This is a genomic window from Streptomyces rimosus, assembly GCF_008704655.1.
In the GTDB taxonomy this organism is placed as follows: Bacteria; Actinomycetota; Actinomycetes; order Streptomycetales; family Streptomycetaceae; genus Streptomyces; species Streptomyces rimosus.
On the sequence record NZ_CP023688.1, the window covers coordinates 5,880,502 to 5,903,925 of the forward strand.

Annotated in this window: 23 protein-coding genes and 1 riboswitch; of the genes, 18 read left to right on the forward strand and 5 right to left on the reverse strand. The window is 71.9% G+C overall.

The genetic code is table 11. The features are described 5' to 3' along the window. Nucleotides 1–48: 48 nt before the first annotated feature. Both CP984_RS25475 and CP984_RS25480 read left to right on the forward strand, forming a co-directional pair. Nucleotides 49–1,500 carry a dihydrolipoyl dehydrogenase family protein gene (locus CP984_RS25475; RefSeq protein ID WP_003987245.1) on the forward strand — a complete coding sequence of 484 codons (1,452 nt, stop codon included), beginning with the start codon at nucleotides 49–51 and terminating at the stop codon, nucleotides 1,498–1,500. 173 nt (nucleotides 1,501–1,673) lie between these two features. Further along, on the forward strand, nucleotides 1,674–2,084 hold the full coding sequence (locus tag CP984_RS25480; protein WP_003987244.1) for a VOC family protein: 411 nt from the start codon (nucleotides 1,674–1,676) through the stop codon (nucleotides 2,082–2,084). A 36-nt stretch (nucleotides 2,085–2,120) separates the two neighbouring features. On the opposite strand, the gene CP984_RS25485 is transcribed toward CP984_RS25480, so the two are convergent. Continuing rightward, on the reverse strand, nucleotides 2,121–2,597 hold the full coding sequence (locus CP984_RS25485) for an SsgA family sporulation/cell division regulator (RefSeq protein WP_030184537.1): 477 nt from the start codon (nucleotides 2,595–2,597) through the stop codon (nucleotides 2,121–2,123). 246 nt (nucleotides 2,598–2,843) lie between these two features. Here CP984_RS25485 and CP984_RS25490 point away from each other — a divergent pair, with 246 nt between their 5' ends. Continuing rightward, the gene (locus tag CP984_RS25490) at nucleotides 2,844–4,355 is read left to right on the forward strand and encodes an RDD family protein (RefSeq protein ID WP_030184540.1); all 1,512 of its coding nucleotides are present in this window, start codon (nucleotides 2,844–2,846) and stop codon (nucleotides 4,353–4,355) included. A gap of 75 nt (nucleotides 4,356–4,430) precedes the next feature. Continuing rightward, nucleotides 4,431–5,225: an RDD family protein gene (locus tag CP984_RS25495; RefSeq protein ID WP_003987163.1), complete on the forward strand. Its 795-nt coding sequence runs from the start codon at nucleotides 4,431–4,433 to the stop codon at nucleotides 5,223–5,225. A gap of 107 nt (nucleotides 5,226–5,332) precedes the next feature. On the opposite strand, the gene CP984_RS25500 is transcribed toward CP984_RS25495, so the two are convergent. Further along, nucleotides 5,333–5,653, reverse strand: a complete 321-nt coding sequence (locus CP984_RS25500) for a hypothetical protein (protein WP_003987162.1) — start codon at nucleotides 5,651–5,653, stop codon at nucleotides 5,333–5,335. 391 nt (nucleotides 5,654–6,044) lie between these two features. Here CP984_RS25500 and CP984_RS25505 point away from each other — a divergent pair, with 391 nt between their 5' ends. Beyond that, entirely contained in the window at nucleotides 6,045–8,444 is a 2,400-nt protein-coding gene (locus CP984_RS25505) for an immune inhibitor A domain-containing protein (protein WP_003987161.1), read from the forward strand. Nucleotides 8,445–8,565: 121 nt separating this feature from the next. Beyond that, nucleotides 8,566–8,871 (forward strand): hypothetical protein, encoded by a 306-nt coding sequence (locus tag CP984_RS25510; protein WP_032929744.1) that lies wholly within the window; start codon nucleotides 8,566–8,568, stop codon nucleotides 8,869–8,871. Nucleotides 8,872–9,479: 608 nt separating this feature from the next. On the opposite strand, the gene CP984_RS25515 is transcribed toward CP984_RS25510, so the two are convergent. Both CP984_RS25515 and CP984_RS25520 read right to left on the reverse strand, forming a co-directional pair. Continuing rightward, nucleotides 9,480–10,076 (reverse strand): isochorismatase family protein, encoded by a 597-nt coding sequence (locus CP984_RS25515; RefSeq protein WP_030185366.1) that lies wholly within the window; start codon nucleotides 10,074–10,076, stop codon nucleotides 9,480–9,482. A 267-nt stretch (nucleotides 10,077–10,343) separates the two neighbouring features. Then, nucleotides 10,344–11,672 carry a nicotinate phosphoribosyltransferase gene (locus CP984_RS25520; RefSeq protein WP_003986608.1) on the reverse strand — a complete coding sequence of 443 codons (1,329 nt, stop codon included), beginning with the start codon at nucleotides 11,670–11,672 and terminating at the stop codon, nucleotides 10,344–10,346. An 80-nt stretch (nucleotides 11,673–11,752) separates the two neighbouring features. Between CP984_RS25520 and clpS the strand changes: the two genes are divergently transcribed. From clpS to CP984_RS25575, 12 genes are all read left to right on the forward strand, one after another. Continuing rightward, on the forward strand, nucleotides 11,753–12,112 hold the full coding sequence (gene clpS / locus CP984_RS25525; RefSeq protein ID WP_003986609.1) for an ATP-dependent Clp protease adapter ClpS: 360 nt from the start codon (nucleotides 11,753–11,755) through the stop codon (nucleotides 12,110–12,112). Continuing rightward, entirely contained in the window at nucleotides 12,112–12,720 is a 609-nt protein-coding gene (locus CP984_RS25530; protein ID WP_003986610.1) for a DUF2017 domain-containing protein, read from the forward strand. The genes clpS and CP984_RS25530 overlap by 1 nt, the downstream gene beginning before the upstream one ends. Before the next feature lie 495 nt (nucleotides 12,721–13,215). Further along, entirely contained in the window at nucleotides 13,216–14,691 is a 1,476-nt protein-coding gene (locus CP984_RS25535; protein WP_003986611.1) for an amino acid permease, read from the forward strand. 104 nt (nucleotides 14,692–14,795) lie between these two features. Next, entirely contained in the window at nucleotides 14,796–15,218 is a 423-nt protein-coding gene (locus CP984_RS25540) for a Mov34/MPN/PAD-1 family protein (protein WP_003986612.1), read from the forward strand. 69 nt (nucleotides 15,219–15,287) lie between these two features. Beyond that, nucleotides 15,288–15,405, forward strand: a riboswitch (cobalamin riboswitch). 38 nt (nucleotides 15,406–15,443) lie between these two features. Then, on the forward strand, nucleotides 15,444–16,436 hold the full coding sequence (locus tag CP984_RS25545; protein ID WP_003986613.1) for an ABC transporter substrate-binding protein: 993 nt from the start codon (nucleotides 15,444–15,446) through the stop codon (nucleotides 16,434–16,436). 5 nt (nucleotides 16,437–16,441) lie between these two features. Then, nucleotides 16,442–17,488 carry a FecCD family ABC transporter permease gene (locus CP984_RS25550; protein WP_003986614.1) on the forward strand — a complete coding sequence of 349 codons (1,047 nt, stop codon included), beginning with the start codon at nucleotides 16,442–16,444 and terminating at the stop codon, nucleotides 17,486–17,488. Beyond that, complete coding sequence (locus CP984_RS25555; RefSeq protein WP_003986615.1) at nucleotides 17,485–18,318, forward strand: ABC transporter ATP-binding protein; 834 nt, start codon at nucleotides 17,485–17,487, stop codon at nucleotides 18,316–18,318. The genes CP984_RS25550 and CP984_RS25555 overlap by 4 nt, the downstream gene beginning before the upstream one ends. After that, nucleotides 18,315–19,157: a (2Fe-2S)-binding protein gene (locus tag CP984_RS25560; RefSeq protein ID WP_003986616.1), complete on the forward strand. Its 843-nt coding sequence runs from the start codon at nucleotides 18,315–18,317 to the stop codon at nucleotides 19,155–19,157. Before CP984_RS25555 ends, CP984_RS25560 begins: the two co-directional genes overlap by 4 nt. A 101-nt stretch (nucleotides 19,158–19,258) precedes the next feature. Beyond that, nucleotides 19,259–19,372 carry a putative leader peptide gene (locus CP984_RS42835; RefSeq protein WP_317985625.1) on the forward strand — a complete coding sequence of 38 codons (114 nt, stop codon included), beginning with the start codon at nucleotides 19,259–19,261 and terminating at the stop codon, nucleotides 19,370–19,372. 156 nt (nucleotides 19,373–19,528) lie between these two features. Further along, on the forward strand, nucleotides 19,529–19,834 hold the full coding sequence (locus CP984_RS25565) for a MoaD/ThiS family protein (RefSeq protein WP_003986029.1): 306 nt from the start codon (nucleotides 19,529–19,531) through the stop codon (nucleotides 19,832–19,834). Further along, nucleotides 19,834–20,784: a PLP-dependent cysteine synthase family protein gene (locus CP984_RS25570; protein WP_003986028.1), complete on the forward strand. Its 951-nt coding sequence runs from the start codon at nucleotides 19,834–19,836 to the stop codon at nucleotides 20,782–20,784. The genes CP984_RS25565 and CP984_RS25570 overlap by 1 nt, the downstream gene beginning before the upstream one ends. A gap of 453 nt (nucleotides 20,785–21,237) precedes the next feature. Further along, nucleotides 21,238–21,990 carry an MBL fold metallo-hydrolase gene (locus CP984_RS25575; protein WP_003986026.1) on the forward strand — a complete coding sequence of 251 codons (753 nt, stop codon included), beginning with the start codon at nucleotides 21,238–21,240 and terminating at the stop codon, nucleotides 21,988–21,990. A 106-nt stretch (nucleotides 21,991–22,096) separates the two neighbouring features. Here the strand turns inward: CP984_RS25575 and CP984_RS25580 are convergent, their stop codons facing one another. Then, a complete protein-coding gene (locus tag CP984_RS25580; protein ID WP_003986024.1) occupies nucleotides 22,097–23,365 on the reverse strand; it encodes a PTS transporter subunit EIIC in 1,269 nt (422 codons plus the stop codon). Nucleotides 23,366–23,424: the final 59 nt, after the last annotated feature.

Consider the following 23,424-nt stretch of genomic DNA (forward strand, 5'->3'; position numbering starts at 1 on the left):
CCAGGATGGACCCGACCGCCGCGATGCCGACCGCAGGGAGCGAGAGCGATGCCAGGAACCACGGAGACCGCAGGCCAGGACACGTACGACGTCATCGTGCTGGGCGCCGGGCCGACCGGCGAGAACGTGGCCGACCGGGCCCATGCCCTCGGCCTGAGCGCGGTGATCGTGGAGAGCGAGCTGGTCGGCGGCGAATGCTCGTACTGGGCGTGCATGCCCAGCAAGGCGCTGCTGCGCCCGGTCACCGCCCGCGCCGACGCGCGCCGCGTGCCCGGCCTGCACCAGGCCGCGTCCGCGCCGCTGGACACCAAGGCGGTGCTCGCGCACCGCGACGCGTTCACGTCGCACTGGAAGGACGACGGCCAGGTCCAGTGGCTGGACTCGGCCGGCATCGACTTCGTACGCGGCAAGGCCCGTCTCGACGGGCCCCGGCGCGTGGTGGTCGCCACCGGCGCGGACGAGCGCGTACTCACCGCCCGGCACGCCGTCGCCGTGTGCACCGGCAGCCGCGCCCTCCTCCCCGACCTGCCAGGACTCACCGCGGCCCGCCCCTGGACCAGCCGCGAGGCGACCAGCGCCCAGTCCGTGCCGCCGCGCCTGGTGGTGGTCGGCGGCGGCGTCGTGGGCGTCGAAATGGCCACCGCCTGGCGGGCCCTGGGCTCCGCGGTGACCCTCCTGGTACGCGGCGGCGGGCTGCTGCCCAAGATGGAGCCCTTCGCGGGCGAACTGGTCGCCGAGGCGCTGACCGAGGCGGGCGCCGCCGTCCGCACCGGCGTGTCCGTGACCGCCGTACGGCGCGAGATGCCCAACGGGCCCGCCACCGTCGTCCTGGACGGCGGCGAGCAGATCGTCGCCGACGAGGTCCTGTTCGCCACCGGCCGCGCGCCGCGCACCGACGACGTCGGCCTGGAGACGGTGGGCCTGGAGCCCGGCACCTGGCTGGAGGTGGACGACACCTGCCGGGTACGGGGCGTGGCGGACGGCTGGCTGTACGGCGTCGGCGACGTCAACCACCGCGCGCTCCTCACCCACCAGGGCAAGTACCAGGCCCGTATCGCGGGCGCCGCCATCGCGGCACGCGCCCAGGGCACCACGGACCTCGACACCGGCCGCTGGGGCGCGCACGCCGCGACCGCCGACACCGCCGCCGTACCCCAGGTCGTCTTCACCGACCCCGAGGTCGCCTCCGTCGGCCTGACCGCCGCCGAAGCCGAACACGCCGGCCACCGCACCCGCGTCGTCGACCACGACCTCGGCAACGTCGCGGGCGCCGGCCTCTACGCCGACGGCTACCGCGGCCGCGCCCGCATGATCGTCGACCAGGACCGCGAAGTCCTCCTCGGCGTCACCTTCGTCGGCCCCGCGGTGGGCGAACTCCTCCACTCGGCAACCGTCGCGGTGGCCGGCGAGGTCCCCCTCGACCGCCTGTGGCACGCCGTACCGGCCTATCCGACGATCAGCGAGGTGTGGCTGCGGCTGCTGGAGACGTACCGGGGCTGAGGACCGCGGACCGGGCCGTCCCCGGACCGGGGACGGAGGGCGCCGGACCGGGGGCGGCCGGTCCGGCGGTGTAGGTCGGATTCCCGATACCCGCGGGCGAGGTGCCGCCATACGGTCAGGAGTGCCAGAGCTCAACGGACCTGAACGTCAGCGACCTTCGCAGGAGGACCACCGTGTCCGTACACCTCGACCACACCATCGTCCACGCCACCGACAAGTTCGCGTCCGCCCGCTTCCTCGCGGAGCTGGCCGGGCTGGACGAGCCGACGGGCTTTGGCCCGTTCGCCGCCGTACAGGCCGCGGCCGGCCTGACCATCGACTACGCCGAGCACGTCGTGGAGCCGGCCGCGATCGTGCCCCAGCACCTCGCGTTCCGGGTCTCCGAGGAGGAGTTCGACGCGATCTTCGCCCGTATCCAGGAGCGCGAACTGCCGTACTGGGCGGACCCGTACCACCGCAAGCCGCAGCAGATCAACCACCTCGCCGGCGGGCGCGGGGTCTACGTCAGCGACCCGGACGGCCACGCCATCGAGTTCCTCACCCGCAAGCACAGCCTGGCGGACCTCGGTACCGAAGCGTCCTGACGCGGGTACGTCCGGCCCGGACCGTACGGCCCGGCGTCACGCCCCGGCCTCCGGCGACTCGTCGGACGGCCACGGGTCGGACAGCCACAGGTCGTCCCGCGACGCCATCGCGAACAGCGCGCTCAGCCCTTTGTCCAGCCCCAGGTGCTCCTGCTCGGACCCCGGCGGCACCACGCGCAGCGTGCGCTCCAGCCACGCCGAGACCGCCGCGGCCGGCGCCTCCAGCAGCGCGTCGCCGTCCGGGGAACTGAGCGCCATGCAGACCACGCTGCGCCCGTCCACCTTCGTGGGCCACACCCGCACGTCGCCGTTGCCGCACGGCCGGAACACCCCCTCGACGAGCAGTTCGCGGGCGAACGTCCAGTTGACGGGGGCGTCGGAGCCGATGTGGAAGGTCACGTGGATGGCGTAGGGGTCGTCCGTGCGGTAGGTCAGCCGGGCCGGTACGGGAATGCTGCGCTCCGGCGACAGGACCAGGCCCAGCTCCAGCTCTCGTTCCACCACGGTGTGCATGCGGTCCGCCTCTCTCTGTACCTGCTGCGGACCCATGGGACGAGGCCCGCACCTGGATAGAGGCCGCTGCGCCCGGACCATTACGCGACTTCGCACAACTTTTTTCGCGGGCCTCTTCCAGGTGGTCCCGCCCGGCCGGGACGCCCGGCCCGACCCTCCGTCTGATAGATGTGGACGCTGCGTTGCGGCAGACTGCACATGCCCCACCCACCACACCAGGCCGAGAACAGATACGGGACTTCGGACATGAGCGCCCCTTCCTCAGGATCCGCCGGCGGCAGCCCCACGCCAGGCTTTTATCCGGACCCGTCCATCCCCGGCTACATCCGGTACTGGAACGGTGCCGCGTGGGTGCCGGGCACCAGCCGTCCGGCGCCCGCCGAGGGCGAGGCGCTGCCCGCACCGCCGCCCGGCGCCGCCGCCCAGGCCCCGGCGCCCGCGCCGGCCCCCACCCCCGCCGTGGAGGAGACCGGTCCGGTCTTCCTCGACGACGAGGGGGAGTCCGGCGGGCCGTCTTCCGGTACGGACGCCCCGGCCTCCGCCTGGCAGGCCGACACGGCGAGGCAGAACGGCTTCGGCGAGCAGGACCGGCACGTCGCCTGGGGCTCGCCCGAGGAGCGGCAGGGCGGGCTGCCGCAGCAGCGGGACGAGGCCGGGACACCGGCGGAGGGGGAGGGCGCCCCGCGCTCCGACGGTACGGTCACCATCCGCGCCGTACCGGACGAGGACCCGCGCCGCGACCACGGCACGACCACGATCCGCGCCGTGCGCCCAGGCGCGAACGCGGGCGGCAAGAGCGACACGATGGCGTTCCGGGTGGCGCCGCAGCCCGGCCCCGCGCCGTCGTCGCCCGCTCCCGGCAGCACGGCGCCGCAGCCGCTGCCGTCCACCGGCGCGCAGCAGCCGCCGACGGCTCCAGGACCGCGGCAGGGGCCCGCGCAGCCCGGCCCCGGTGGTCCGGGCGCCGCCGCCCAGGGACCGGCCCAGCAGGCGCCGCAGGGGCCCGTACAGCCGCAGTCCGGGCCCGCGCCCGCCGCGGCGCCGACCCCGCACCATCCGTTCCAGCCCCAGCAGCCCCAGCAGGCACCCGCGCCCCACGCGCCGGTCCATCAGGCGCCGCAGCCCGCGCCGGGCCCCGCTCCGCACGCCCCCCAGGCCCAGCCCGCGCCCCCCTTCTCCGGCTTCCCGCCGCAGCAGGACGCCGGCGCGGCCGAGGGCGTCGTGCCCTGGAAGCCGCCGACCTCCGACCCGTTCGCCGCGGCGGCGCAGGCGCAGGGCCGCCCCGCCTCCCTGGGCCGCCGGTTCGCCGCCCGCCTGATCGACACGCTCGCCCTGGCCGTCATCACCGGCGCCGCCGCCGTACCGCTGTGGGGCCCGGCCACCGAGCACATCGACGCCAAGGTGGAGGCCGCCAAGCAGTCCGGGCGCGAGGTCACGGTCTACCTGCTGGACGGCACGACCGGCCCCTACCTGGCCATCGTGCTCGCCGTGCTGCTCATCGGCGGCGGGCTGTACGAGGTGCTGCCCACCGCCAAGTGGGGCCACACGCTCGGCAAGAAGCTGTGCGGCGTGCGGGTGCTGGACATCGAGGGGCACGACACCCCGCCGCTGTCCTCGGTGATCAAGCGCTGGCTGGTGTACGGGGTGCTCGGCGTCCTGGCGGTCGGGATCGTCAACGCGGTGTGGTGCCTGTTCGACCGCCCGTGGCGGCAGTGCTGGCACGACAAGCTCGCGCGGACGTTCGTCGCCGAGAAGTAGCCCGCCCGCCCGGCCGCGTCACCCGCCCGGCCCTCGCCGGATGCGGAGCCGCGCGGCCCGGGTTCGACTCGGGCCATGAGCACCGACCAGCCCAGGCCCGGCTCCGGCGGCGAACCGCCGGAGGAAGACCCGTTCCTGAAGAGGCCGCAGGACCCGCCGAGGGGCGGCTCTCCGTACGGGGACGAGCGGGCCGGTGGCTCTCCGTACGGCGGCCGCCCTGCGGAGGGCTCCCCGTACGACCGGCCGGCGAACGCCACCCCGTACGGTGAACAGCCCCCCGGCGGTGACCCGTACGGCGGCGCCCCGCCCCCCGGCAGCGGCCCGCCGCCCGGCGGGATGCCCCCGCCCCCGTACGGCGGCGACCCGTACGGCGGGAACCCCTATGGGGGCCAGTACGGCGCCGCCGATCCGCTCGCCGGGATGCCGCCGCTGGCGAACCGGGGCCGCCGGCTGGTGGCCCGCATCATCGACTGGATCATCGTCTGCGTACCGGTCGGCCTGATCATGAGCGCGATCGTCGGCGGCTTCGACTACTGGACGACGGACGACACGCAGACCGGCCGGCAGGCGTGGGTCTCCGGCGTCACGATGCTGGCCTACCTCGTCTACGAGGGCCTGATGCTCACCAGCCGCGGCCAGACCGTCGGCAAGATGGTGATGAAGATCCGGGTGGGGATGCTGGAGAACGGCGCGGTGCCGGCCGGGCAGGCGGGATGGGTGCGGGCGGTGGTGTACACGCTCCCGGAGATCGTGCCGTGCTGCGGCTTCATCTTCTGGCTCGTCAACGTCCTGTGGTGCACCTGGGACAAGCCGTACCAGCAGTGCCTGCACGACAAGGCGGCGAAGACCGTGGTGGTCTCCGCCGCCTGACGGCCCGGCGGCCGCGGCGGCTCCGGCGCGTCAACCGGCGGTCGGCGCACCCCTCTTCCGAGCGGTGCCCGGCCGCCTACGCGCGTCCACCAGCCACGGACGGGTGACTAACGGGAGTGCTCACTGACGCGCGCCTCGGAGGAGACGCCCGCGTGGGTGCGCTGGCGCGGCAGGCGCGCGGTCGCCGTACCGGCGCTGGACGGCAGCTGCGCGCCCGCGGCCGCGCGCCGGGCCGTACGCCGTGCCACATGAAAAGCCCCCGGCAGCGGCGCCGTCATGGCGACCAGCAGGCCGAGGGCCAGCGCGGCGACGGCGATGACCGTGATGCCGGCGCCGTTGCGTGTCTGTGAGAGCAGCAGCATGGCGAGGGTCGAGAAGATGACGGTGGCCGAACCGTAGGCGAGCTGTGCGGCAGTCGGACGAGGCATGGCGGATCCGTCCTCAAGAGGTCGGCAGGGGTGTGGTCGACAGGGGCGCGCGCCGTCAAATGACTCTACGGTCCTTACTGCCCGAGCGGAACTGGCGGTAAGCGTGACCTAACCCACGGTTCCGGAGCATAGGGGGCGCACGGATTCATCCGGAGTTTGAACGTCCCTGATCGGGGCGCTGGTTGGGGTGTGCGGAGCACGCCATGGGGGAGCCGCCGGGGGGAGTGCGGGTACGCACGGAAAACGTGCACGGAGATGTCCGATAGCCGCAACCTGGGGGTCGAAAACCGTACTTCTCTGACGTGCCCAAGTCAAGGTCTGTCTTTTCCCTTCCCCTTCCGGTCAAATGCTGCCATCCAGCGACCAATTCCCAAGGGGAGGAATGCGCCAAGTGAGAGCCAAGAGACGGGCGTTCAGACCGGCCGCCCTGGTCACCGCCGCCGCCGCGATCGGGGCGGCCGCCCTGTCTTCCGGCGCGCCGGCGCAGGCCGACGACGGCCCCGGGCCGCTCGCCGTCCAGCGGCAGGACCCCGGGTCCCCCGCCAAGCAGGCCGTCGACCACGACCTGAAGGGCCCGTTCAGCGACCAGCAGGCGGCGCAGCGCAAGGAAGCGCTCCAGCAGGTCATCTCCGGCGACGCCAAGCCCACCAAGCGCGGCGCCTCGCAGGTCGTGAAGCTCAACGGCGGCAAGTACGTCGAACTCGCCCGCGAGAAGACCGACAAGATCTTCACCATCCTGGTCGACTTCGGTGACAAGGTCGACGACACCACGATGTACGACCCGGACGGCGACGGCCCCAAGCCCCCGGTGAAGAAGTACGGCGGCACGGCCGGCCCCGCGCACAACACCATCGCGCAGCCCGACCGCCGCAACGACAACTCCACCGCCTGGCAGAAGGACTACAACCGCCAGCACTTCCAGGACCTCTACTTCTCGCACGACAAGGACAAGGAGTCCCTGGCCAAGTACTACGAGAAGCAGTCCTCGGGCCGCTACTCGGTCGACGGCGAGGTCTCCGACTGGGTCAAGGTCGACTGGAACGAGGCCCGTTACGGGTCCAACTACTGCGGCTCCACCAACTGCCCCAGCGCCTGGGACCTGATCCGCGACGGCGTCAACCGCTGGGCCGAGGACCAGAAGGCCAAGGGCCGTACCGACGCCCAGATCAAGGCCGACCTCGCCAAGTACGACCAGTGGGACCGCTACGACCACGACGGCGACGGCAACTTCAACGAGCCCGACGGCTACATCGACCACTTCCAGATCGTGCACGCCGGCGAGGACGAGTCCGCGGGCGGCGGCGCCCAGGGCAAGGACGCCATCTGGGCACACCGCTGGTACGCGTACGGCAGCGACTCCGGCCACACCGGCCCCGCCGGCAACAAGGCCGGTGGCACCCAGATAGGCAACACCGGTGTCTGGGTCGGTGACTACACGATGCAGCCCGAGAACGGCGGCCTGGGCGTCTTCGCCCACGAGTACGCCCACGACCTCGGTCTGCCGGACGAGTACGACACCACCGGCACCGGTGAATCCTCCGTCGACTCCTGGTCGCTGATGTCCGGCGGCTCCTGGCTCGGCCGCGGCAAGGACGCCATCGGCGACCTCCCCGGCGACATGAGCGCCTGGGACAAGCTCCAGCTCGGCTGGCTCAACTACGCCAAGGCGAAGGCGGCCACCAAGTCCACCCACATGCTGGGCGTCGCCGAGTACAACACCAAGAACAAGCAGGCCGTGGTGGTCGAATTGCCCGCCAAGTCGGTCCGCACCGACGTCGTCAAGCCCGCCGAAGGCACCCAGCAGTGGTGGAGCGGCATGGGCAACGACCTGAAGAACACCCTCACCCGCTCCGTGGACCTCACCGGCAAGAAGAGCGCCGCCCTGACGCTCAAGGGCTGGTGGGACATCGAGCAGAACTACGACTACGCGTACGCCGAGGTCTCCACCGACGGCGGCGCCAACTACACGCCGCTGGACGGCACCGCCGACGGCAAGGCGATCCCCCGCGACGGCAGCGACAAGCCCGCCCTCACCGGCACCTCGGACTCCTACAAGGACCTGGTCTTCCCGCTCGACGCCTACGCCGGCAAGAAGATCGACCTGCGCTTCCGCTACCAGACCGACGGCGGGGCCGCCCAGAAGGGCTTCACCGCCGACGCGATCTCGGTGACCGCGGACGGCGCGGCGCTCTTCACGGATGGCGGCGAGGCCGGGGACAACGGCTGGACGGCCAAGGGCTTCTCGCGCATCGGCGCGTCCTTCACCAAGGACTACCCGCGCTACTACATCGCCGAGAACCGCCAGTACATCTCGTACGACAAGACCCTCCAGACCGGCCCGTACAACTTCGGCTGGGCGTCCACCCGTCCCCAGTGGGTCGAGCACTTCCCGTACCAGAACGGCGTCCTGATCTGGCTGTGGGACACCTCGCAGCCCGACAACAACGTCGGCCAGCACCCGGGCCACGGGCAGATCCTCCCGGTCGACGCCCACCCGCAGGCCGAGAAGTGGTCGGACGGCAAGCTGATGCGCAACCGCTTCCAGACCTACGACTCGACCTTCACCGCGCACCGCACGGATGCGCTGACGCTCCACAAGGACGGCAAGGTCACCAAGATCTCGTCGAAGCCCGGGGTGACCGTCTTCGACGACCGCAAGGGCGACTACTACGACGAGTCGAACCCGACCGGCGGCGTGATCGTTGCTGACACCAACACCCGCATCAAGATCCTCGCGGAAGCCTGGAATGGCTCCTCGGTGCTGCTCCAGGTGGGCCCCTCCACCAAGTAATCAGCAAAACCGCAGGTCATAGACCGATCGGCCGTCGCCCCCTAGCGGGCGGCGGCCGTTCGCGTTTAGATGCATTCTGCGAGTTCTTGTTGACACCGAGTCTTACGGGGAGTTCATGTCCATGACCGGAGGAGGGTTCATCAGGCTTCCCGGCGGAAGCGTGGTGGTCGCCCTCGCGCTACCCAGACCGGGCCATACGGGGCACCGCGTACGGGTGCTCGTACACGCCGTGAACCGCCAGCGGGCGCTGACGCGGTTGCGGAACCTGGGGCTGCGGGCGGTGTACCTGCGCGGCAACACGGAGCCGCCGACGCCTGACGAGGTCACGGCGGTGCTGCACCACCCGGACGGGCTGGTGTGGCGCGAGACGCCGGAGGACGATACGGAGTCTTGGCATCCGATTCGGGCGCTGTTGCGGTGCCGCTGATCGCGGCGGAGCCGCGGGTTTGTGGGGGTCTGGCCCGCGCATGCGCTGTCGCGCGGGTGCGCATTGGCTGGTCTGTGGGGCGGGGGTGCCCAGGGGGCCATCTCCTCGGCGCCTGGAGCGGCCGTCATGTCTGGACGCAACCATGTAACGGTCGCCTGCGGGGAGTGTCCCCCTGCACACCCCCTCCCGTCGGTGTGGCGTGTGCGGGCCGGTGGGGGGAGGGGGAAAGAAGCCTGGTGCGCGCCCCCCCATGAGCGGAAGCTCGCCCTTGCGTAGGCGCAGGGCCCGGGCGGCTCCGCGTCGTGCGGAGGGGGCCGCATGGGTCCGGCCGCCAGGGGTCTGTAAAAGACCCCCGCCACGGCGGCGGGAAAGCCGCCCACGGCGCGGGCTCGGGGACACGTAGGGGTCTCCCCGCAGGCGACCGAAGCCCCGGTTGCGTCCAAACTATTCGGCCGCTCCAGGCGCCGAGGAGTGACCCCTGCGGGGCCCCGAGCCCCCACCCACCGAGCCCCAGGCGCCAAGGCGCACCCCCACCGGGGCACCGCAAACCCACCGGGCAGAACCGCACCCCCACCGGGGCAACCGCAAACCCCCCGATGACCGACCCCTCACGCAGCGATAACCACCGGCTTTCCGGTCAGCTCGATGCCGGCGGCCCGCATCCGCTCCAGCGCCGCCTCCGTCGTTCCCGCCGCCACCCCGGCCGTAAGGTCGAGCAGTACCCGCGTACGGAACCCCTCCCGCACCGCATCCAGCGCCGTGGCCCGCACGCAGTGATCCGTGGCCAGCCCGACCACGTCCACCTCGGTCACCCCGTGACCATGCAGCCAGTCCGCCAGGGGGCGGCCGTTCTCGTCTTCGCCTTCGAAGCCGCTGTAAGCGGCAGCGTGCGAGCCTTTGGAGAAGACCGCGTCCACCGCCCCGGACGCGAGCGCCGGCGCGAAGTTCGGGTGGAAGCCGCTGCCTTCCGTGCCGGCGACGCAGTGCGGGGGCCAGGACGTCTCGTAGTCCGGGCGTACGGAGAAGTGGTCGCCGGGGTCGATGTGGTGGTCGCGGGTCGCCACGACGTGCCGGTAGCCGCTGCCCGCCGCCTGCCCCACCAGGTCGGTGATGGCGGCGGCCACATCCGCACCACCTGCCACAGCGAGGCTGCCGCCCTCGCAGAAATCGTTCTGCACGTCTACGACGATCAATGCCCGGTGCATGGTGCGAGCCTTCCGGCTGGGAGGGGAGGGAGGGGGCGCGGAGCAGGTGTGACCGAGGGTAGCCACTCTCCGCGCCCAGGGGGAGTGGGCACCGGGAGCACGCCCGGGCAGACCCACCCGCCCCGGCGAACCAGGATTTCGGCCTACCGCCCGCGCAGACCCGCCCGTTCCGGAGGGCCATGTTTTCGACCTGCCGCCCGCGCAGGCGGGCACCGCCCCGGCGGGCCAGGACCGCGGCCGACCGCCCGCGCAGCGGGCACCGCACCGCTACGCCGACTCCGTCGGCAGCACCGCCTCCCCCCGGGACAACTGCATCGCGGACATCGGCAACCCGCCCCGCGCCGCGATATGCCGCTCCCGCGCCGCGTCCAGCGGCTCGCGTGCGACGACCTCGCCGCCGCGGACCAGCGGCACCGGCAGCAGGCGGTCGGCGAGTTCCGGGGGTACGGGGCCGGTGCCGACGACCTCCGCTTCGGCGACGCCGTGTTCGTCCAGGCGGCGTGCGGCCCACTTGCGGCCGCCGAGGGACGCCTTGCCGCCCATGGACTTCTTGGCGACCGGCCGCAGCGGGGCGTCCGGTGCGTCGTTGTCGGCGCGGGCGACGAGCTTGTAGACCATGGAGGCGGTGGGGTGTCCGCTGCCGGTGACCAACTGGGTGCCCACGCCGTACGCGTCGACCGGCGCGGCCGCGAGGGAGGCGATGGCGTACTCGTCCAGGTCGCTGGTCACGACGATCTTCGTGTCTTGGGCGCCCAGCTCGTCCAGCTGCTGGCGGACCCGGTGGGCGAGCAGCAGCAGGTCGCCGGAGTCGATGCGTACGGCGCCGAGGCCGGGCCCCGCGACCTCCACGGCGGTGCGGACCGCCTCGGCGACGTCGAAGGTGTCCACGAGCAGCGTGGTGCCGCTGCCGAGGGAGTCGACCTGCGCCTGGAACGCGTCCCGCTCGCTGTCGTGCAGCAGGGTGAAGGAGTGGGCGCTGGTGCCGACGGTCGGGATGTTGTAGCGGAAGCCGGCCGCCAGGTCGGACGTGGAGTGGAAGCCGCCCACGTAGGCCGAACGGGCGGCGGCGACGGCCGCCAGCTCGTGGGTGCGGCGGGCACCCATCTCGATCAGCGGCCGGTCGCCGGCGGCCACCGCCATGCGGGACGCGGCGGCGGCCACCGCGGAGTCGTGGTTGAGGATGGAGAGGATCACCGTCTCCAGGAGGACCGCTTCGGCGAAGGTGCCCTCGACCCGCATGATCGGCGAGCCGGGGAAGTAGACCTCGCCCTCCGGGTAGCCCCAGATGTCGCCGCGGAAGCGGTAGTCGGCCAGCCAGTCCAGCGTGCGCGTATCGAGGATGCCGCGTTCGCGCAGGAAGCCGAGGATCGTTTCGTCGAAGTGGAAGTTCTCCACCGCGTCCAGGACCCGGCCGGTTCCGGCGACGACTCCGTAGCGGCGGCCTTCGGGCAGGCGCCGGGTGAAGACCTCGAAGACCGAGCGGCGGTCGGCGGTCCCGGACCGCAGCGCGGCCTGCAGCATGGTGAGTTCGTACTGGTCGGTGAAGAGCGCAGTCGACGGCACGGCCACCGGCAGCCCCAGGTCTGCTGTGTTCATGGTGAGATGCTACCTCCCGTACTCGTCACTTTGACGATTTCCCCGGGCCGTTTGTGCGATGCCCCACCACGGGTGGCAGCATGGAGACCGTGAGCGCCGACCCGTCTGCCACCCTCGCCCTTCGATCGACGCGCTGCGCGCTCAGCGCCCCCGTGGAGATCGAACGCCCGGAGTCCAGCGAGGCACCTTCCGAGGTGCCGGACCCGGACGTGCCCTGGGTCACGGTGGTCCACAACGACCCCGTCAACCTCATGAGCTACGTGGCGTACGTTTTCGAGACGTACTTCGGCTACTCGAAGGGCAAGGCCAAGCAGCTCATGCTCGACGTTCACCACAAGGGGCGGGCGGTGGTCTCCAGCGGCACCCGCGAGGAAATGGAGCGCGACGTGCAAGCGATGCACGGCTACGGCCTGTGGGCGACCCTCACCCAGGACCGCTGATGGCCGGACACTTCGAACCCCTGCCCGGCGGCGGTGCGGCCGCCCCCCTCGACGAGGTCGAGATCTCCATCCTGCGCAGCCTCGCCGTCCAGCTCATGGAGCTGATCGGACCGGGCGAGGAGCCGGCCGAGGGCGCGGACCCGCTCGCCGCGCTGTTCACGGACGGCCCCAGCGAGCCGCCCTCCGACCCGGCGCTGGCCCGGCTCTTCCCGAACGCGTACGGCGGCCCGGACGAGGTGCCGGACGACGCCACGCATGCCGCGGCCGCCGAGTTCCGCCGCTATACGGAAAACGATCTGCGCGCCCGCAAGCGCGAGGACGCGCTCGCCGTCGTACGGGCCCTGGACTCGCTCGGACCCGTCGGCGGGAGCGAGCACGGCGCCGTGGACGGCGCCGTGCTGCGTCTGAAGCCGGACGAGTCGCGGCAGTGGCTGGGGGCCCTGAACGACCTCCGGCTGGCCATCGGCACCCGCCTGGAGGTCACCGACGAGGACGAGAGCGGTGAGCTGCTGCGCCTGCCGGACAGCGATCCGCGCAAGCCGATGGTGATGGCGTACCTGTGGCTGGGCGGCCTTCAGGAGAGCTTGATCGAGACGTTGACGGCCTGAGGGGTACGGGGCGAGGCGTACGGGCGGCCCCTACAGGCCGGTGATTTACGTCGCTCCCGGCGCGGTGGCCCGGAGCGTCCGGCCGGCGGGCCGGTGCCCTCGGCCGGGCCGTCACCGGGTGCCGCCTCCGGCGTGCGACCCGCCCCGCGCCTGGCATCCGGGCCGTTTCGCGGCCGTGGCGCGCGCCGTGCGGAGCGGACCGTCCGGGACCCGCTCAACGGACGCTCAAATCCGGATAACGATCGCGTCACCGGCCCTGACTACCCACCAGGCCATTCCAGCATTTATCCTACTTTTCTTGTGCTCGGCTTCGCGGCATCACTGGTAGAGGTGTGCGAGGCCGTGATAGATGTTCACGACCTGCCGTGAGTGACGCCACCCCTGTTGCTCCGGGAGCGCTTGGCCGACCGACCGTCGGCGTGCAGGAACTCCATCCGGGGGGATCGGAACCCGATCCGGACAGACCGGGTCGGAATGGAGAAGGGCGCACCACTCATGACCTCTGTGCAGGTCGAAAAGAAAGTCGGCGGCAGCGACGCCGCGGGGTCTGCTTCCGAAGAGGGTTACCAGCGGGGGCTGGGAAACCGGCAGATCCAGATGATCGCCATTGGTGGCGCCATCGGAACAGGTCTGTTCCTCGGAGCGGGCAAGGCGATCTCGAAAGCGGGACCCAGCATCATCCTGGCCTACGCCATCGTGGGCCTGGTCATCTTCTGCATCATGCGGGCCCTGGGCGAGCTGCTCATGTACCGCCCGGTGTCGGGCTCCTTCTCGGAATACGCCCGCGAATTCCTCGGCCCGTTCATGGGCTTCGTGACCGGTTGGACGTACTGGCTGTTCTGGGTGGTCACCGGCATCACCGAAGTGACTGCCGCGGCCACCTATGTGCAGTACTGGAACAAGGGAATACCCCAATGGGCGTCCGCCCTGGTGTTCACGGTCGCCCTGTTCGGAATCAATCTGATCTCCGTGAAGCTCTTCGGTGAGCTGGAGTTCTGGTTCTCGATGGTCAAGGTCACCGCGATCATCGGCATGATCCTCATCGGTCTCGGCGTGATCACCCTCGGTTTCTCCGACGCCGGCGACACCGCTTCCTTCACGCTTCTGTGGTCGGAGGGCGGATTCTTCCCGAAGGGCATCGGCGGCACGCTGATGACCCTCCAGATCGTGATGTTCGCCTTCCTGGCGGTCGAACTCGTCGGCGTCACCGCGGGCGAGGCCACCGACCCGAAGAAGGTCCTGCCCAAGGCGATCAACACCGTGCCGTGGCGCATCGGCCTCTTCTATATCGGCGCGCTGATCATCATCCTGTCCGTCGTCAGCTGGACCGTCTTCAAGCCGGGCGTGAGCCCGTTCGTCGCGGCCTTCCAGCAGATCGGCCTGCCGGCCGGCGCGGCCATCGTCAACTTCGTCGTACTGACCGCGGCGCTGTCCTCGGCCAACTCCGGCATGTACTCCACCGGCCGGATGCTGCGCGACCTCGCGCTCAACGGGCAGGGCCCGAAGCTGTTCACCCGCCTGAGCAAGAACGGCCTGCCCACCTGGGGTACCGGCGTCTCCGTCGCGATGATGCTGGCCGGCGTGTGGATCAACTACCAGTGGCCGGGCAAGGCGTTCGACCTGGTGGTCTCCTTCGCGACGATCTCCGGTATGTGGGCCTGGATCATGATCCTGCTGTCCCAGCTGCGCTACCGGGCCAAGGCCAACCGCGGCGAGCTGCCGCAGTCGGAGTTCAAGGCGCCCGGCTCCCCGTACACCTCGATCTTCGCGCTGGCCTTCATCGGCATGGTCATCGTGATGATGGGCGTGGACCCGGACGCCCGCGTCTCGCTGTACGCGGCGCCGTTCTGGGCGCTGGTCCTGGGCGTCAGCTACCTGGTGCTCAAGGCGCGCAACCCGGAGTCGTTCGCCAAGCCGGCCGCTACCGCTGTGGGGGCGGATGCGACCGCGAAGGACGGCGAGAAGGGCTGAGGCCGGCCCGTCCCCGTACGGGCCGTTGAGGTAACTGTCCAGCATGCGGGCCGATCCGTACCGACCTCCGGTACGGATCGGCCCGCCTGCTTATTCTTGGCCCCATGCTGACCCTTACCAAGGCCCTGTACGACCAGATCGTGGACCACGCCCGCAAGGACCACCCGGACGAAGCGTGCGGCATGGTCGCGGGCCCGGCCGGCAGCGGACGCCCCGAGCGGTTCATCCCGATGCTCAACGCCGCCCGCTCGCCCACCTTCTACGAGTTCGACTCCCAGGACCTGCTCAAGCTCTACCGCGAGCTGGACGACCGGGACGAGGAACCGGTGATCATCTACCACTCGCACACCGCGACCGAGGCGTACCCGTCCCGTACGGACATCTCCTACGCGAACGAGCCGGGCGCGCACTACGTCCTGGTCTCCACGGCCGACACCGACGACGCGGGGCCCTTCCAGTTCCGCTCGTTCCGGATCGTGGACGGCGTGGTCACGGAGGAAGACGTCGAGGTCGTCGACGCGTACTGACCGCCGGGCGCCGGGCCGTACGGACCACCGCGGCGGCGGGCGCCGGCCGGACGCCTGACACACTGTGCCGCATCACCTCGGGCGGCAGGACCCAGGAACCCGGTGCGAATCCGGGACGGTCCCGCCACTGTGACCGGGCCGCCGAGCGGCCCGGAAGCCAGGAACTGACCTGCCGCCCTCACCACACCGACCAGGGGACGCGGATCCCCCGGAGGAGGCACGGCCATGTCCAGGTCCCATCGCGCCCTGCGCGCGCTCATCTCGGCGGCGCTCCTGCTGCCGCTCGCCGCCTGCGGCAGCGGCGACGACGGCAAGGCGTCGGGCGGAGCGGAGGCCAAGGCGGCCGGCTTCCCGTACACCGTCACCAACTGCGGCGTACGCACCACCTTCCAGGCACCGCCCCGGCGCGCGGTGACCATGAACCAGCACACCACCGAGATCATGCTCGCCCTCGGCCTCAAGGACCGGCTCGCGGGCACCGCCTACCTCGACGACAAGGTGCTGCCGCAGTACGAGAAGGACTACAAGAGCGTCAAGGTCCTCGCCGAGAAGTACCCCTCCTACGAGACGCTGCTCGGCGCCAACCCCGACTTCGTCTACGGCGGGTACGCCAGCGCCTTCGACAAGGCCGAGGGGCGCGAGCGGGCGGCCCTGGAGAAGTCCGGCATCAAGACCCGCCTGAACATCGAGTACTGCGCCCAGGGCAAGACCGGCGTGCAGCAGCTCGCCCAGGAGATCCGCGAGGTCGGAGCCACCTTCGGCGTACGCGACCGGGCCGAGGAACTGGTCAGGAAGGCCGAGACGACGATCGACGCCACCAAGGCGAAACTCAAGGGCGTCGCCCCGGCCTCCGTCTTCGTCTACGACAGCGGCGACACCGCCGTGCACACCGCGGGCGGCAAGGGCATCGGCAACGAGATCATCACCCTCGCCGGCGGCCGCAACGTCTTCGCCGACCAGCGCCGGAACTTCGCCGACGTGTCCTGGGAGCAGATCGTCGAGCGCAAGCCCGAGATCATCGTGATCTACGACTACGGCGGCACCACCGTCGAGGCGAAGAAGAAGCGGCTGCTGGACGACCCGGCGCTCCAGGACGTACCGGCCGTGAAGAACAAGCGGTTCGCGGTGCTGCCGCTGTCCAGCGCGGTGCTCGGCGTACGCGTACCGGACGCGGTCCGGTCGCTGGCCGGGCAGCTGCACCCGGACTCCTTCAAGTAGCCCCGGTGACCTGCGAGACCGCGGCACCGCCGCGCCGCCTGCGCTACCCCCTCGTCCTGACCGTCCTGCTCGCCGCCCTGCTCGCGGCGGGCCTGGCCGGCCTCGTCCTCGGCTCCGTCACCATCCCGCCCGGTGACGTGCTGCGCATCCTGACCGGGGACGCGCCGCCCGGCCCGTACCCGACCATCGTGCTCGACGTCCGGCTGCCGCGCGTGCTGCTCGGCGCCGTCGTCGGCGCGGGGCTGGCCGTCATCGGCACCGTCCTCCAGGCGCTGGTCCGCAACCCGCTCGCCGACCCGTTCCTGCTCGGCGCCTCCTCGGGGGCCTCGACCGGTGCCGTCATGGTCGTCGTCCTGGGCGTCGGCGGCGGCGTGGCCACCACCGTCTCGATGCCGCTGGGAGCCTTCGCGGGCTCGCTCGCCGCGCTGATCGCCGTGTACGCGATGGCCCGGCGCGGCGGCACCATGACCACCGGGCGGCTGGTGCTGGCGGGCGTCGCGGTGCAGTACATCCTGTCCGCGCTCACCAGCCTCGTCCTGGTCACCGCGGCCGAGGCCGAACATCTGCGGGCGATCATGTTCTGGACGCTCGGCGGCCTCGGCCAGGCCCGCTGGAACACCCTGTGGCTGCCCGCCGCCGTGCTGCTCGCCGGGCTCGCGCTGCTGCTCACCCTCGCCCGGCCGCTGGACCTGCTGCTGGTGGGGGAGGAGGGCGCCACCGCCCTCGGCCTGGACACCGGCCGCTTCCGCGCCGCCGTCTTCGTCCTCGCGTCGCTGGTCACCGGCGTGCTCGTGGCGGCCAGCGGCTCGATCGGCTTCGTCGGCCTGATGGTGCCGCACGCCGTACGGATGCTCGTCGGCGCCTCGCACCGCGCCCTGCTGCCGGTCGCGGCGCTGGCGGGCGCGGCCTTCGTGGTCCTCGCCGACCTGCTGGCCCGTACGGTCGCGGGCTCCCAGGAGATCCCCGTCGGCGTGGTCACGGCGCTGGCCGGCGGACCGTTCTTCCTGTGGCTGCTGCGCCGCACGACGCGTACGGAAGGGATCACCGGATGAACGGCCGGACCATGGAGACCGGCGCACCCGCCCCCGCCGAGCTGCGGGCCGAGGGCCTGTCGTACGGCATCGACGGCCGCCACCTGGTCGACGGCGCCGATCTCTACGTCGCGCCCGGCGAGACGGTGGGACTCGTCGGGCCCAACGGCAGCGGCAAGACCACCCTGCTGCGCTGCGTCTACGGCACCCTCGCCCCCACCCACGGCCGGGTCACCCTCGACGGGCGGGACCTGGCCGGGTTCTCCGCCAAGGAGCGGGCCCGGCGCATCGCCACCGTCCCGCAGGACGGCGGCGCCGCGTTCGAGCTGACCGTGCGCGAGATCGTCGCCATGGGCCGCTCCCCGCACAAGCGCTTCTGGGAGACCGACTCGGCGGCCGACGCCGCGCTCACCGGCCAGGCGCTGGCCCGGGTGGGCGCCGCGGCGCTGCACGACCGTTCCTTCGCCGCGCTCTCCGGCGGCGAGCGGCAGCGCGTCCTGGTCGCGCGGGCCCTCGTACAGCAGCCGTCGCTGCTCGTCCTCGACGAGCCGACCAACCACCTCGACATCCGCTACCAGCTCGACATCCTCGCCCTCGTGACCGGCCTCGGCACCAGCGCCCTGCTCGCGTTGCACGACCTCAACCTCGCCGCGTACTACTGCGACCGCCTGTACGTGCTGCGCGCGGGCCGCGTCGTCGCCCACGGCACGCCGCACGAGATCCTCACGCCCGCGCTGCTGGCCGACGTGTACGGGGTGGCGGCGGAGGTCAGCGTGCATCCGGTGACGGGGGCGCCGACGGTGGTGTACCTGCCGCCGGGGGCGGACGCTGCCGAGGGGGTACGGCGATGAGCGCGTACGAGGAAGCGCCCGCGATGAGCGCGTACGAGGCGGCGAGCGCGTACGAGGCGACGACCGCCCAGGACGGCCCGCTCGCCGCACTCGCCGCGCACGGTCCCCGCTACCGCCTCGGGCTCGGCGCCCCGCCGCCCGATGCGCCCGGCTGGCTCGCGGCCGACCGCCTGCTCGATCCGTACGGCCCGGAACTGTCCCATCTGCTGGACACCGAGCACCGCGGCAGCGGTCACCGCACCGCGCACGCCGCCGCCCTCACCCTGATCGCGGTCTACGCGGGCCGGGTCACGGCGGCGGCCGTTCTGCACTGGGCGCTGACCGGGCGCGTCCTGGACGTACGGCCCGGGAACGTGTGGCTGCGGCCGGACCCCGGGCACGGCATCGCGGAGGTACGGCTGCGCGCGTTCCGCATGCTGGACGAGCCGGACGTTCCGGATGCACCGGAGGCGGGCACCGGGAGCGCGGCAACGGTCCAACGCGTTGTCCTCACCCAGCACTTGTTTCCCCTGGCCGACGCCCTGCGAGAGCGCACCCGGGCCGGGCTGCGGCAGCTGCGCGGGGGAGTGGCCCACGGCTGCGCGACCGCCCTCGGCGCCTCCCGCGCCGACCCGGACCTGCTGGCCCGCCGCTGGGCCGCCTTCCTGGACGGCGCTCCCGGCGGGCTCGCCGCGCTGGGCGATGTGGTCGCCGTCACGCGCCCCGACGGCACCCGGCGTCTGGTGTACCTCCGCAGGACCTGCTGCCTCTTCTACACGAGCGCCGAAGCCGTACGCTGCGCCAGCTGCTGCCTGACCAGCAGGGACGACCGCATCGCGGCGTACGAGGGGCGCACCTGAGCCGTACTCCGGCCGCTCCGCGTCCCACCAGGCAGGCGGCAACCGTCCGGATCGCAAGACGAGGTTCCAGTCGCCGGACCGGGAATCGATACGATGACCGCATGGTTTTCCACGACGTGAGCGAGAAGACGCCGGGCATGTTGCTTGTGGCGCGGCTGCACGTCGACCTGTGCCGCCTCGCCAGCGCCATCTGTCCGAAGCGCACTGCCGCCTGACGCCGCCGGACCCCCGGCCGCGCGGCGGCCGCGGCGCGCAGCACGCCTGCGCGCGCCCACCCGCGCTCTCCCGCACAGCGCCACCCGCGACGCACGCCCGCGCCTGCGCCGCGCGCACGCCCATCCCGCACGTCCCGCCCTCCCACAGGAGCACTCATGGCCATCGAGGTCCGTATCCCGACCATCCTCCGCACCTACACCGACGGCCAGAAGGCCGTCGAGGGCAGCGGGGACACGCTCGCCGACCTCTTCGCCGACCTGGAGAGCCGCCACAACGGCATCCGTGAGCGCCTCGTCGACGGCGGCCAGCTGCGCCGCTTCGTGAACGTCTACCTCAACGACGAGGACGTGCGCTTCCTGGAGGGCATCTCCACCAAGCTCAGCGACGGCGACAGCGTCACCATCCTCCCGGCCGTGGCCGGCGGCTCGGGCATGTCCGACGGCCCCCGGGACCAGCGCTGATGCGGTACGACTCCCCGCTGGCGGCGGTCGGCAACACCCCGCTGGTCCGCCTGCCGCGGCTGTCGCCCTCCGCCGACGTCCGCATCTGGGCCAAGCTGGAGGACCGCAACCCGACCGGCTCGGTCAAGGACCGCCCCGCGCTCCACATGATCGAGCAGGCGGAGAAGGACGGCCGGCTCACCCCCGGCTGCACGATCCTGGAACCCACCTCGGGCAACACCGGCATCTCGCTGGCGATGGCGGCCAAGCTCAAGGGCTACCGGATCGTCTGCGTCATGCCGGAGAACACCTCCTCCGAGCGGCGCGAACTGCTCGCCATGTGGGGTGCCGAAATCATCTCCTCGCCCGCGGCCGGCGGCTCCAACACCGCCGTACGGGTCGCCAAGGAGCTGGCCGCCGAGCACCCCGACTGGGTGATGCTCTACCAGTACGGCAACCCCGACAACGCCGGCGCCCACTACGCCACCACCGGCCCGGAGATCCTCGCCGACCTGCCGTCCATCACCCACTTCGTGGCGGGCCTGGGCACCACCGGCACGCTCATGGGCGTCGGCCGCTATCTGCGCGAGCACGTCCCCGGCGTCCAGATCGTCGCCGCCGAGCCGCGCTACGACGACGTGGTCTACGGGCTGCGCAACCTCGACGAGGGCTTCGTGCCCGAGCTGTACGACGAGTCGGTGCTCACCACCCGGTTCTCCGTCGGCTCCGAGGACGCCGTGCGCCGCACCCGCGAACTCCTCGCCGAAGAGGGCATCTTCGCGGGCGTCTCGACGGGGGCCGCCCTGCACGCGGCGATCGGTGTGGCCCGCAAGGCGGTCAAGGCCGGGCAGCCCGCCGACATCGCCTTCGTCGTCGCCGACGGCGGCTGGAAGTACCTCTCCACCGGCGTCTACACCGCCGAGTCCACCGAGGCGGCCATCGAGACGCTGCACGGGCAGCTCTGGGCGTGACGCGCTGAGGCCAAGGGTCCGGTCCTCCGGGACCGGGCCTCTTTGTCGTACGGCTCCCGGAGCGCGTACCGGCGTACGCTCCGCGTTCTTGGCCAAAAACGCGCGCCCCACCACCCCCGGGCGCCCCGCGCCCGCGCCCCTCCGCCCACGGGCCGGGCGGCCGGCGGGGCCGTACCCGGCGTCCGGCACCGTCGTGTAGGCGTACCGCACCGGGGAACCACAGGAGAGGAGCCCGGTCCTGTACACACCCACCCGGACTGGTGATTCCGCCCACAGCTCGCCCCGCCGGAGGAGCCACCGGCCCTTTCGCGCCTTACCCTCGTGGGCACCGCAATGACCGCTCGGACCCGGCATGGACGCTCGCCGGGCGAGGCCGGCAGGGACCGTGCACGCCCCCGCCGAAGCCCCGCATGGACCCGCCGCTCCGCCCCCGCCACGGAGGTTCACGCCCGCATGAAGCTCACTGTCGTCGGTTGCTCGGGGTCGTTCCCTTCCACGGAATCGGCCTGCTCGAGCTATCTCCTGGAGGCCGACGGCTTCAGGCTGCTGATCGACATGGGCAACGGCGCCCTGGGCGAGCTGCAGCGCCACTGCGGTCTCTACGACCTCGACGCCGTCCTCCTGTCGCACCTGCACGCCGATCACTGCATCGACCTGTGCGGCTACTTCGTCGTGCGCTACTACCGGCCGGACGGCGGCCGGTGCGCGCCGATGCCCGTGTACGGGCCGGCCGGCACCGAGCGGCGGCTGACCGCCGCGCACGCGGACCTGCCGACCGACCAGGCGATGAGCGAGGTCTTCGACTTCCGCACGCTGACCCCGGGCACGTTCACCGTCGGGCCCTTCACCATCCGCGCCGACCTGGTCAGCCACCCCGTCGAGGCGTTCGGCTTCCGTATCGAGCACGACGGCAAGTCGCTGACGTACTCCGGCGACACCGGGGTCTGCGACGCCCTGGACGGCCTGGCCGACGGCACCGACTTCTTCCTGTGCGAGGCGTCCTTCACGCACGGCAAGGAGGACATCCCGGATCTGCACCTCAACGGGCGCGAGGCGGGCGCGCACGCCGCGCGCGCCCGCGCGGGACGGCTGGTCCTGACCCACATCCCGCCGTGGACCGACCCGGGCATCAACCTGCGGGACGCGCAGGAGGTCTTCGAGGGCCCGGTCGAGGTCGCCAAGGCGGGGGCGGTCTACGAGATCTGAGCCGGGGCGCCGGAGCCGCCGGCCGACGGCATGCGAAAGGCCCCCGCGACCAGTGTGGTCGCGGGGGCCTTTCGTCGCCCGGGTGCTCCGGGGCGTCGCCCGTGGCCTACTTGGCCTCGGCCTTCTGCAGCTCGGCGAGTTCCTCGTCGGTCTCGCGGCCCGGCGTCTTCAGGTTGAACTTGATGATCGCGAACCGGAAGATCACGTAGTACAGGGCGGCGAAGCACAGGCCCACCAGCGCCAGCATCCACGGCTTGGTCGCGATGCCCAGGTTCAGCACGTAGTCGATCGCGCCGGCCGAGAAGCCGAAGCCGTCCTTCATGCCCAGCGCCCAGGTCAGCGCCATCGAGACACCGGTCAGTACGGCGTGGATCGCGTACAGCACCGGGGCGATGAACATGAACGTGAACTCGATCGGCTCGGTCACACCGGTGACGAAGGCGGTGAGCGCGAGGGAGAACATCATGCCGCCGACGACCTTGCGGCGCTCGGGGCGGGCGCAGTGCACGATCGCCAGGCAGGCGGCGGGCAGCGCGAACATCATGATCGGGAAGAAGCCGGTCATGAACTGGCCGGCGCTCGGGTCGCCCTCCAGGAAGCGGGCGATGTCACCGTGCTTGCCGTGGTAGTCACCGGCCTGGAACCAGGGGAAGGAGTTCAGCAGGTGGTGCATGCCGACCGCGATCAGACCGCGGTTGGCGACGCCGAAGATGCCCGCGCCGACCGCGCCGGAGCCGACCAGCCACTCACCGAAGCTGTGCAGACCGGTGCCGAGGACCGGCCAGATGTAGCCGAAGACGATGCCGATGATCAGGCCCGCGAAGGACGACAGGATCGGGACCAGGCGGCGGCCGCTGAAGAAGCCGAGCCAGTCCGGCAGCTTCTTGCGGCTGTAGCGCTGGTAGATCAGGGCCACCACGATGCCCATCACCACGCCGCCGAGCACCTTCGCGTCGGCGGGCGCGGCCTCCTGGACTATCTTTCCGTCGACCACCTTGGCGATCTTCGGGAGGCTGTCGTCGCCGAACGTCGCCAGCACCTTGCTGAAGACCAGGTAGCCGACGACGGCCGCCAGGCCGGTCGAGCCGTCCGCCTTCTTGGCGAAGCCGATGGCGATACCGACGGCGAACAGCAGCGGCATGTTGTCCAGGAGCGCACCGCCACCGGCGGCCATGAACTCCGCGATCTTGTTCAGGAACGCGGGGAACGACTCCTTGCCGAGCATGTCCGCCTGGCCGAGCCGGACCATGAGCGCCGCGGCGGGCAGCGTCGCGATCGGCAGCATGAGGCTGCGGCCGATGCGCTGGGCGACGGCCATGGCGCCGGAGCCACGGCGCTTCTTGTCGGGAGCCGCCGTAGCGGTGGCCGAACTCATCGGATTCCTCCTGGGGAGGCGGGCCCTCGGAGAATGGGGGGTGGCCCGCAGGCTTGGTC

Coding starts and splice junctions, on each gene's coding strand:
- CP984_RS25560 (WP_003986616.1), top strand. CDS start 18,315: ATGAGCGCGTACGAGGAAGCGCCCGCGATGAGCGCGTACGAGGCGGCG.
- CP984_RS25580 (WP_003986024.1), bottom strand. CDS start 23,365: ATGAGTTCGGCCACCGCTACGGCGGCTCCCGACAAGAAGCGCCGTGGC.
- CP984_RS25575 (WP_003986026.1), top strand. CDS start 21,238: ATGAAGCTCACTGTCGTCGGTTGCTCGGGGTCGTTCCCTTCCACGGAA.
- clpS (WP_003986609.1), top strand. CDS start 11,753: ATGGAGACCGTGAGCGCCGACCCGTCTGCCACCCTCGCCCTTCGATCG.
- CP984_RS25485 (WP_030184537.1), bottom strand. CDS start 2,597: ATGCACACCGTGGTGGAACGAGAGCTGGAGCTGGGCCTGGTCCTGTCG.
- CP984_RS25535 (WP_003986611.1), top strand. CDS start 13,216: ATGACCTCTGTGCAGGTCGAAAAGAAAGTCGGCGGCAGCGACGCCGCG.
- CP984_RS25570 (WP_003986028.1), top strand. CDS start 19,834: ATGCGGTACGACTCCCCGCTGGCGGCGGTCGGCAACACCCCGCTGGTC.
- CP984_RS25530 (WP_003986610.1), top strand. CDS start 12,112: ATGGCCGGACACTTCGAACCCCTGCCCGGCGGCGGTGCGGCCGCCCCC.
- CP984_RS25540 (WP_003986612.1), top strand. CDS start 14,796: ATGCTGACCCTTACCAAGGCCCTGTACGACCAGATCGTGGACCACGCC.
- CP984_RS25520 (WP_003986608.1), bottom strand. CDS start 11,672: ATGAACACAGCAGACCTGGGGCTGCCGGTGGCCGTGCCGTCGACTGCG.
- CP984_RS42835 (WP_317985625.1), top strand. CDS start 19,259: ATGGTTTTCCACGACGTGAGCGAGAAGACGCCGGGCATGTTGCTTGTG.
- CP984_RS25545 (WP_003986613.1), top strand. CDS start 15,444: ATGTCCAGGTCCCATCGCGCCCTGCGCGCGCTCATCTCGGCGGCGCTC.
- CP984_RS25500 (WP_003987162.1), bottom strand. CDS start 5,653: ATGCCTCGTCCGACTGCCGCACAGCTCGCCTACGGTTCGGCCACCGTC.
- CP984_RS25475 (WP_003987245.1), top strand. CDS start 49: ATGCCAGGAACCACGGAGACCGCAGGCCAGGACACGTACGACGTCATC.
- CP984_RS25555 (WP_003986615.1), top strand. CDS start 17,485: ATGAACGGCCGGACCATGGAGACCGGCGCACCCGCCCCCGCCGAGCTG.
- CP984_RS25565 (WP_003986029.1), top strand. CDS start 19,529: ATGGCCATCGAGGTCCGTATCCCGACCATCCTCCGCACCTACACCGAC.
- CP984_RS25510 (WP_032929744.1), top strand. CDS start 8,566: ATGACCGGAGGAGGGTTCATCAGGCTTCCCGGCGGAAGCGTGGTGGTC.
- CP984_RS25495 (WP_003987163.1), top strand. CDS start 4,431: ATGAGCACCGACCAGCCCAGGCCCGGCTCCGGCGGCGAACCGCCGGAG.
- CP984_RS25490 (WP_030184540.1), top strand. CDS start 2,844: ATGAGCGCCCCTTCCTCAGGATCCGCCGGCGGCAGCCCCACGCCAGGC.
- CP984_RS25515 (WP_030185366.1), bottom strand. CDS start 10,076: ATGCACCGGGCATTGATCGTCGTAGACGTGCAGAACGATTTCTGCGAG.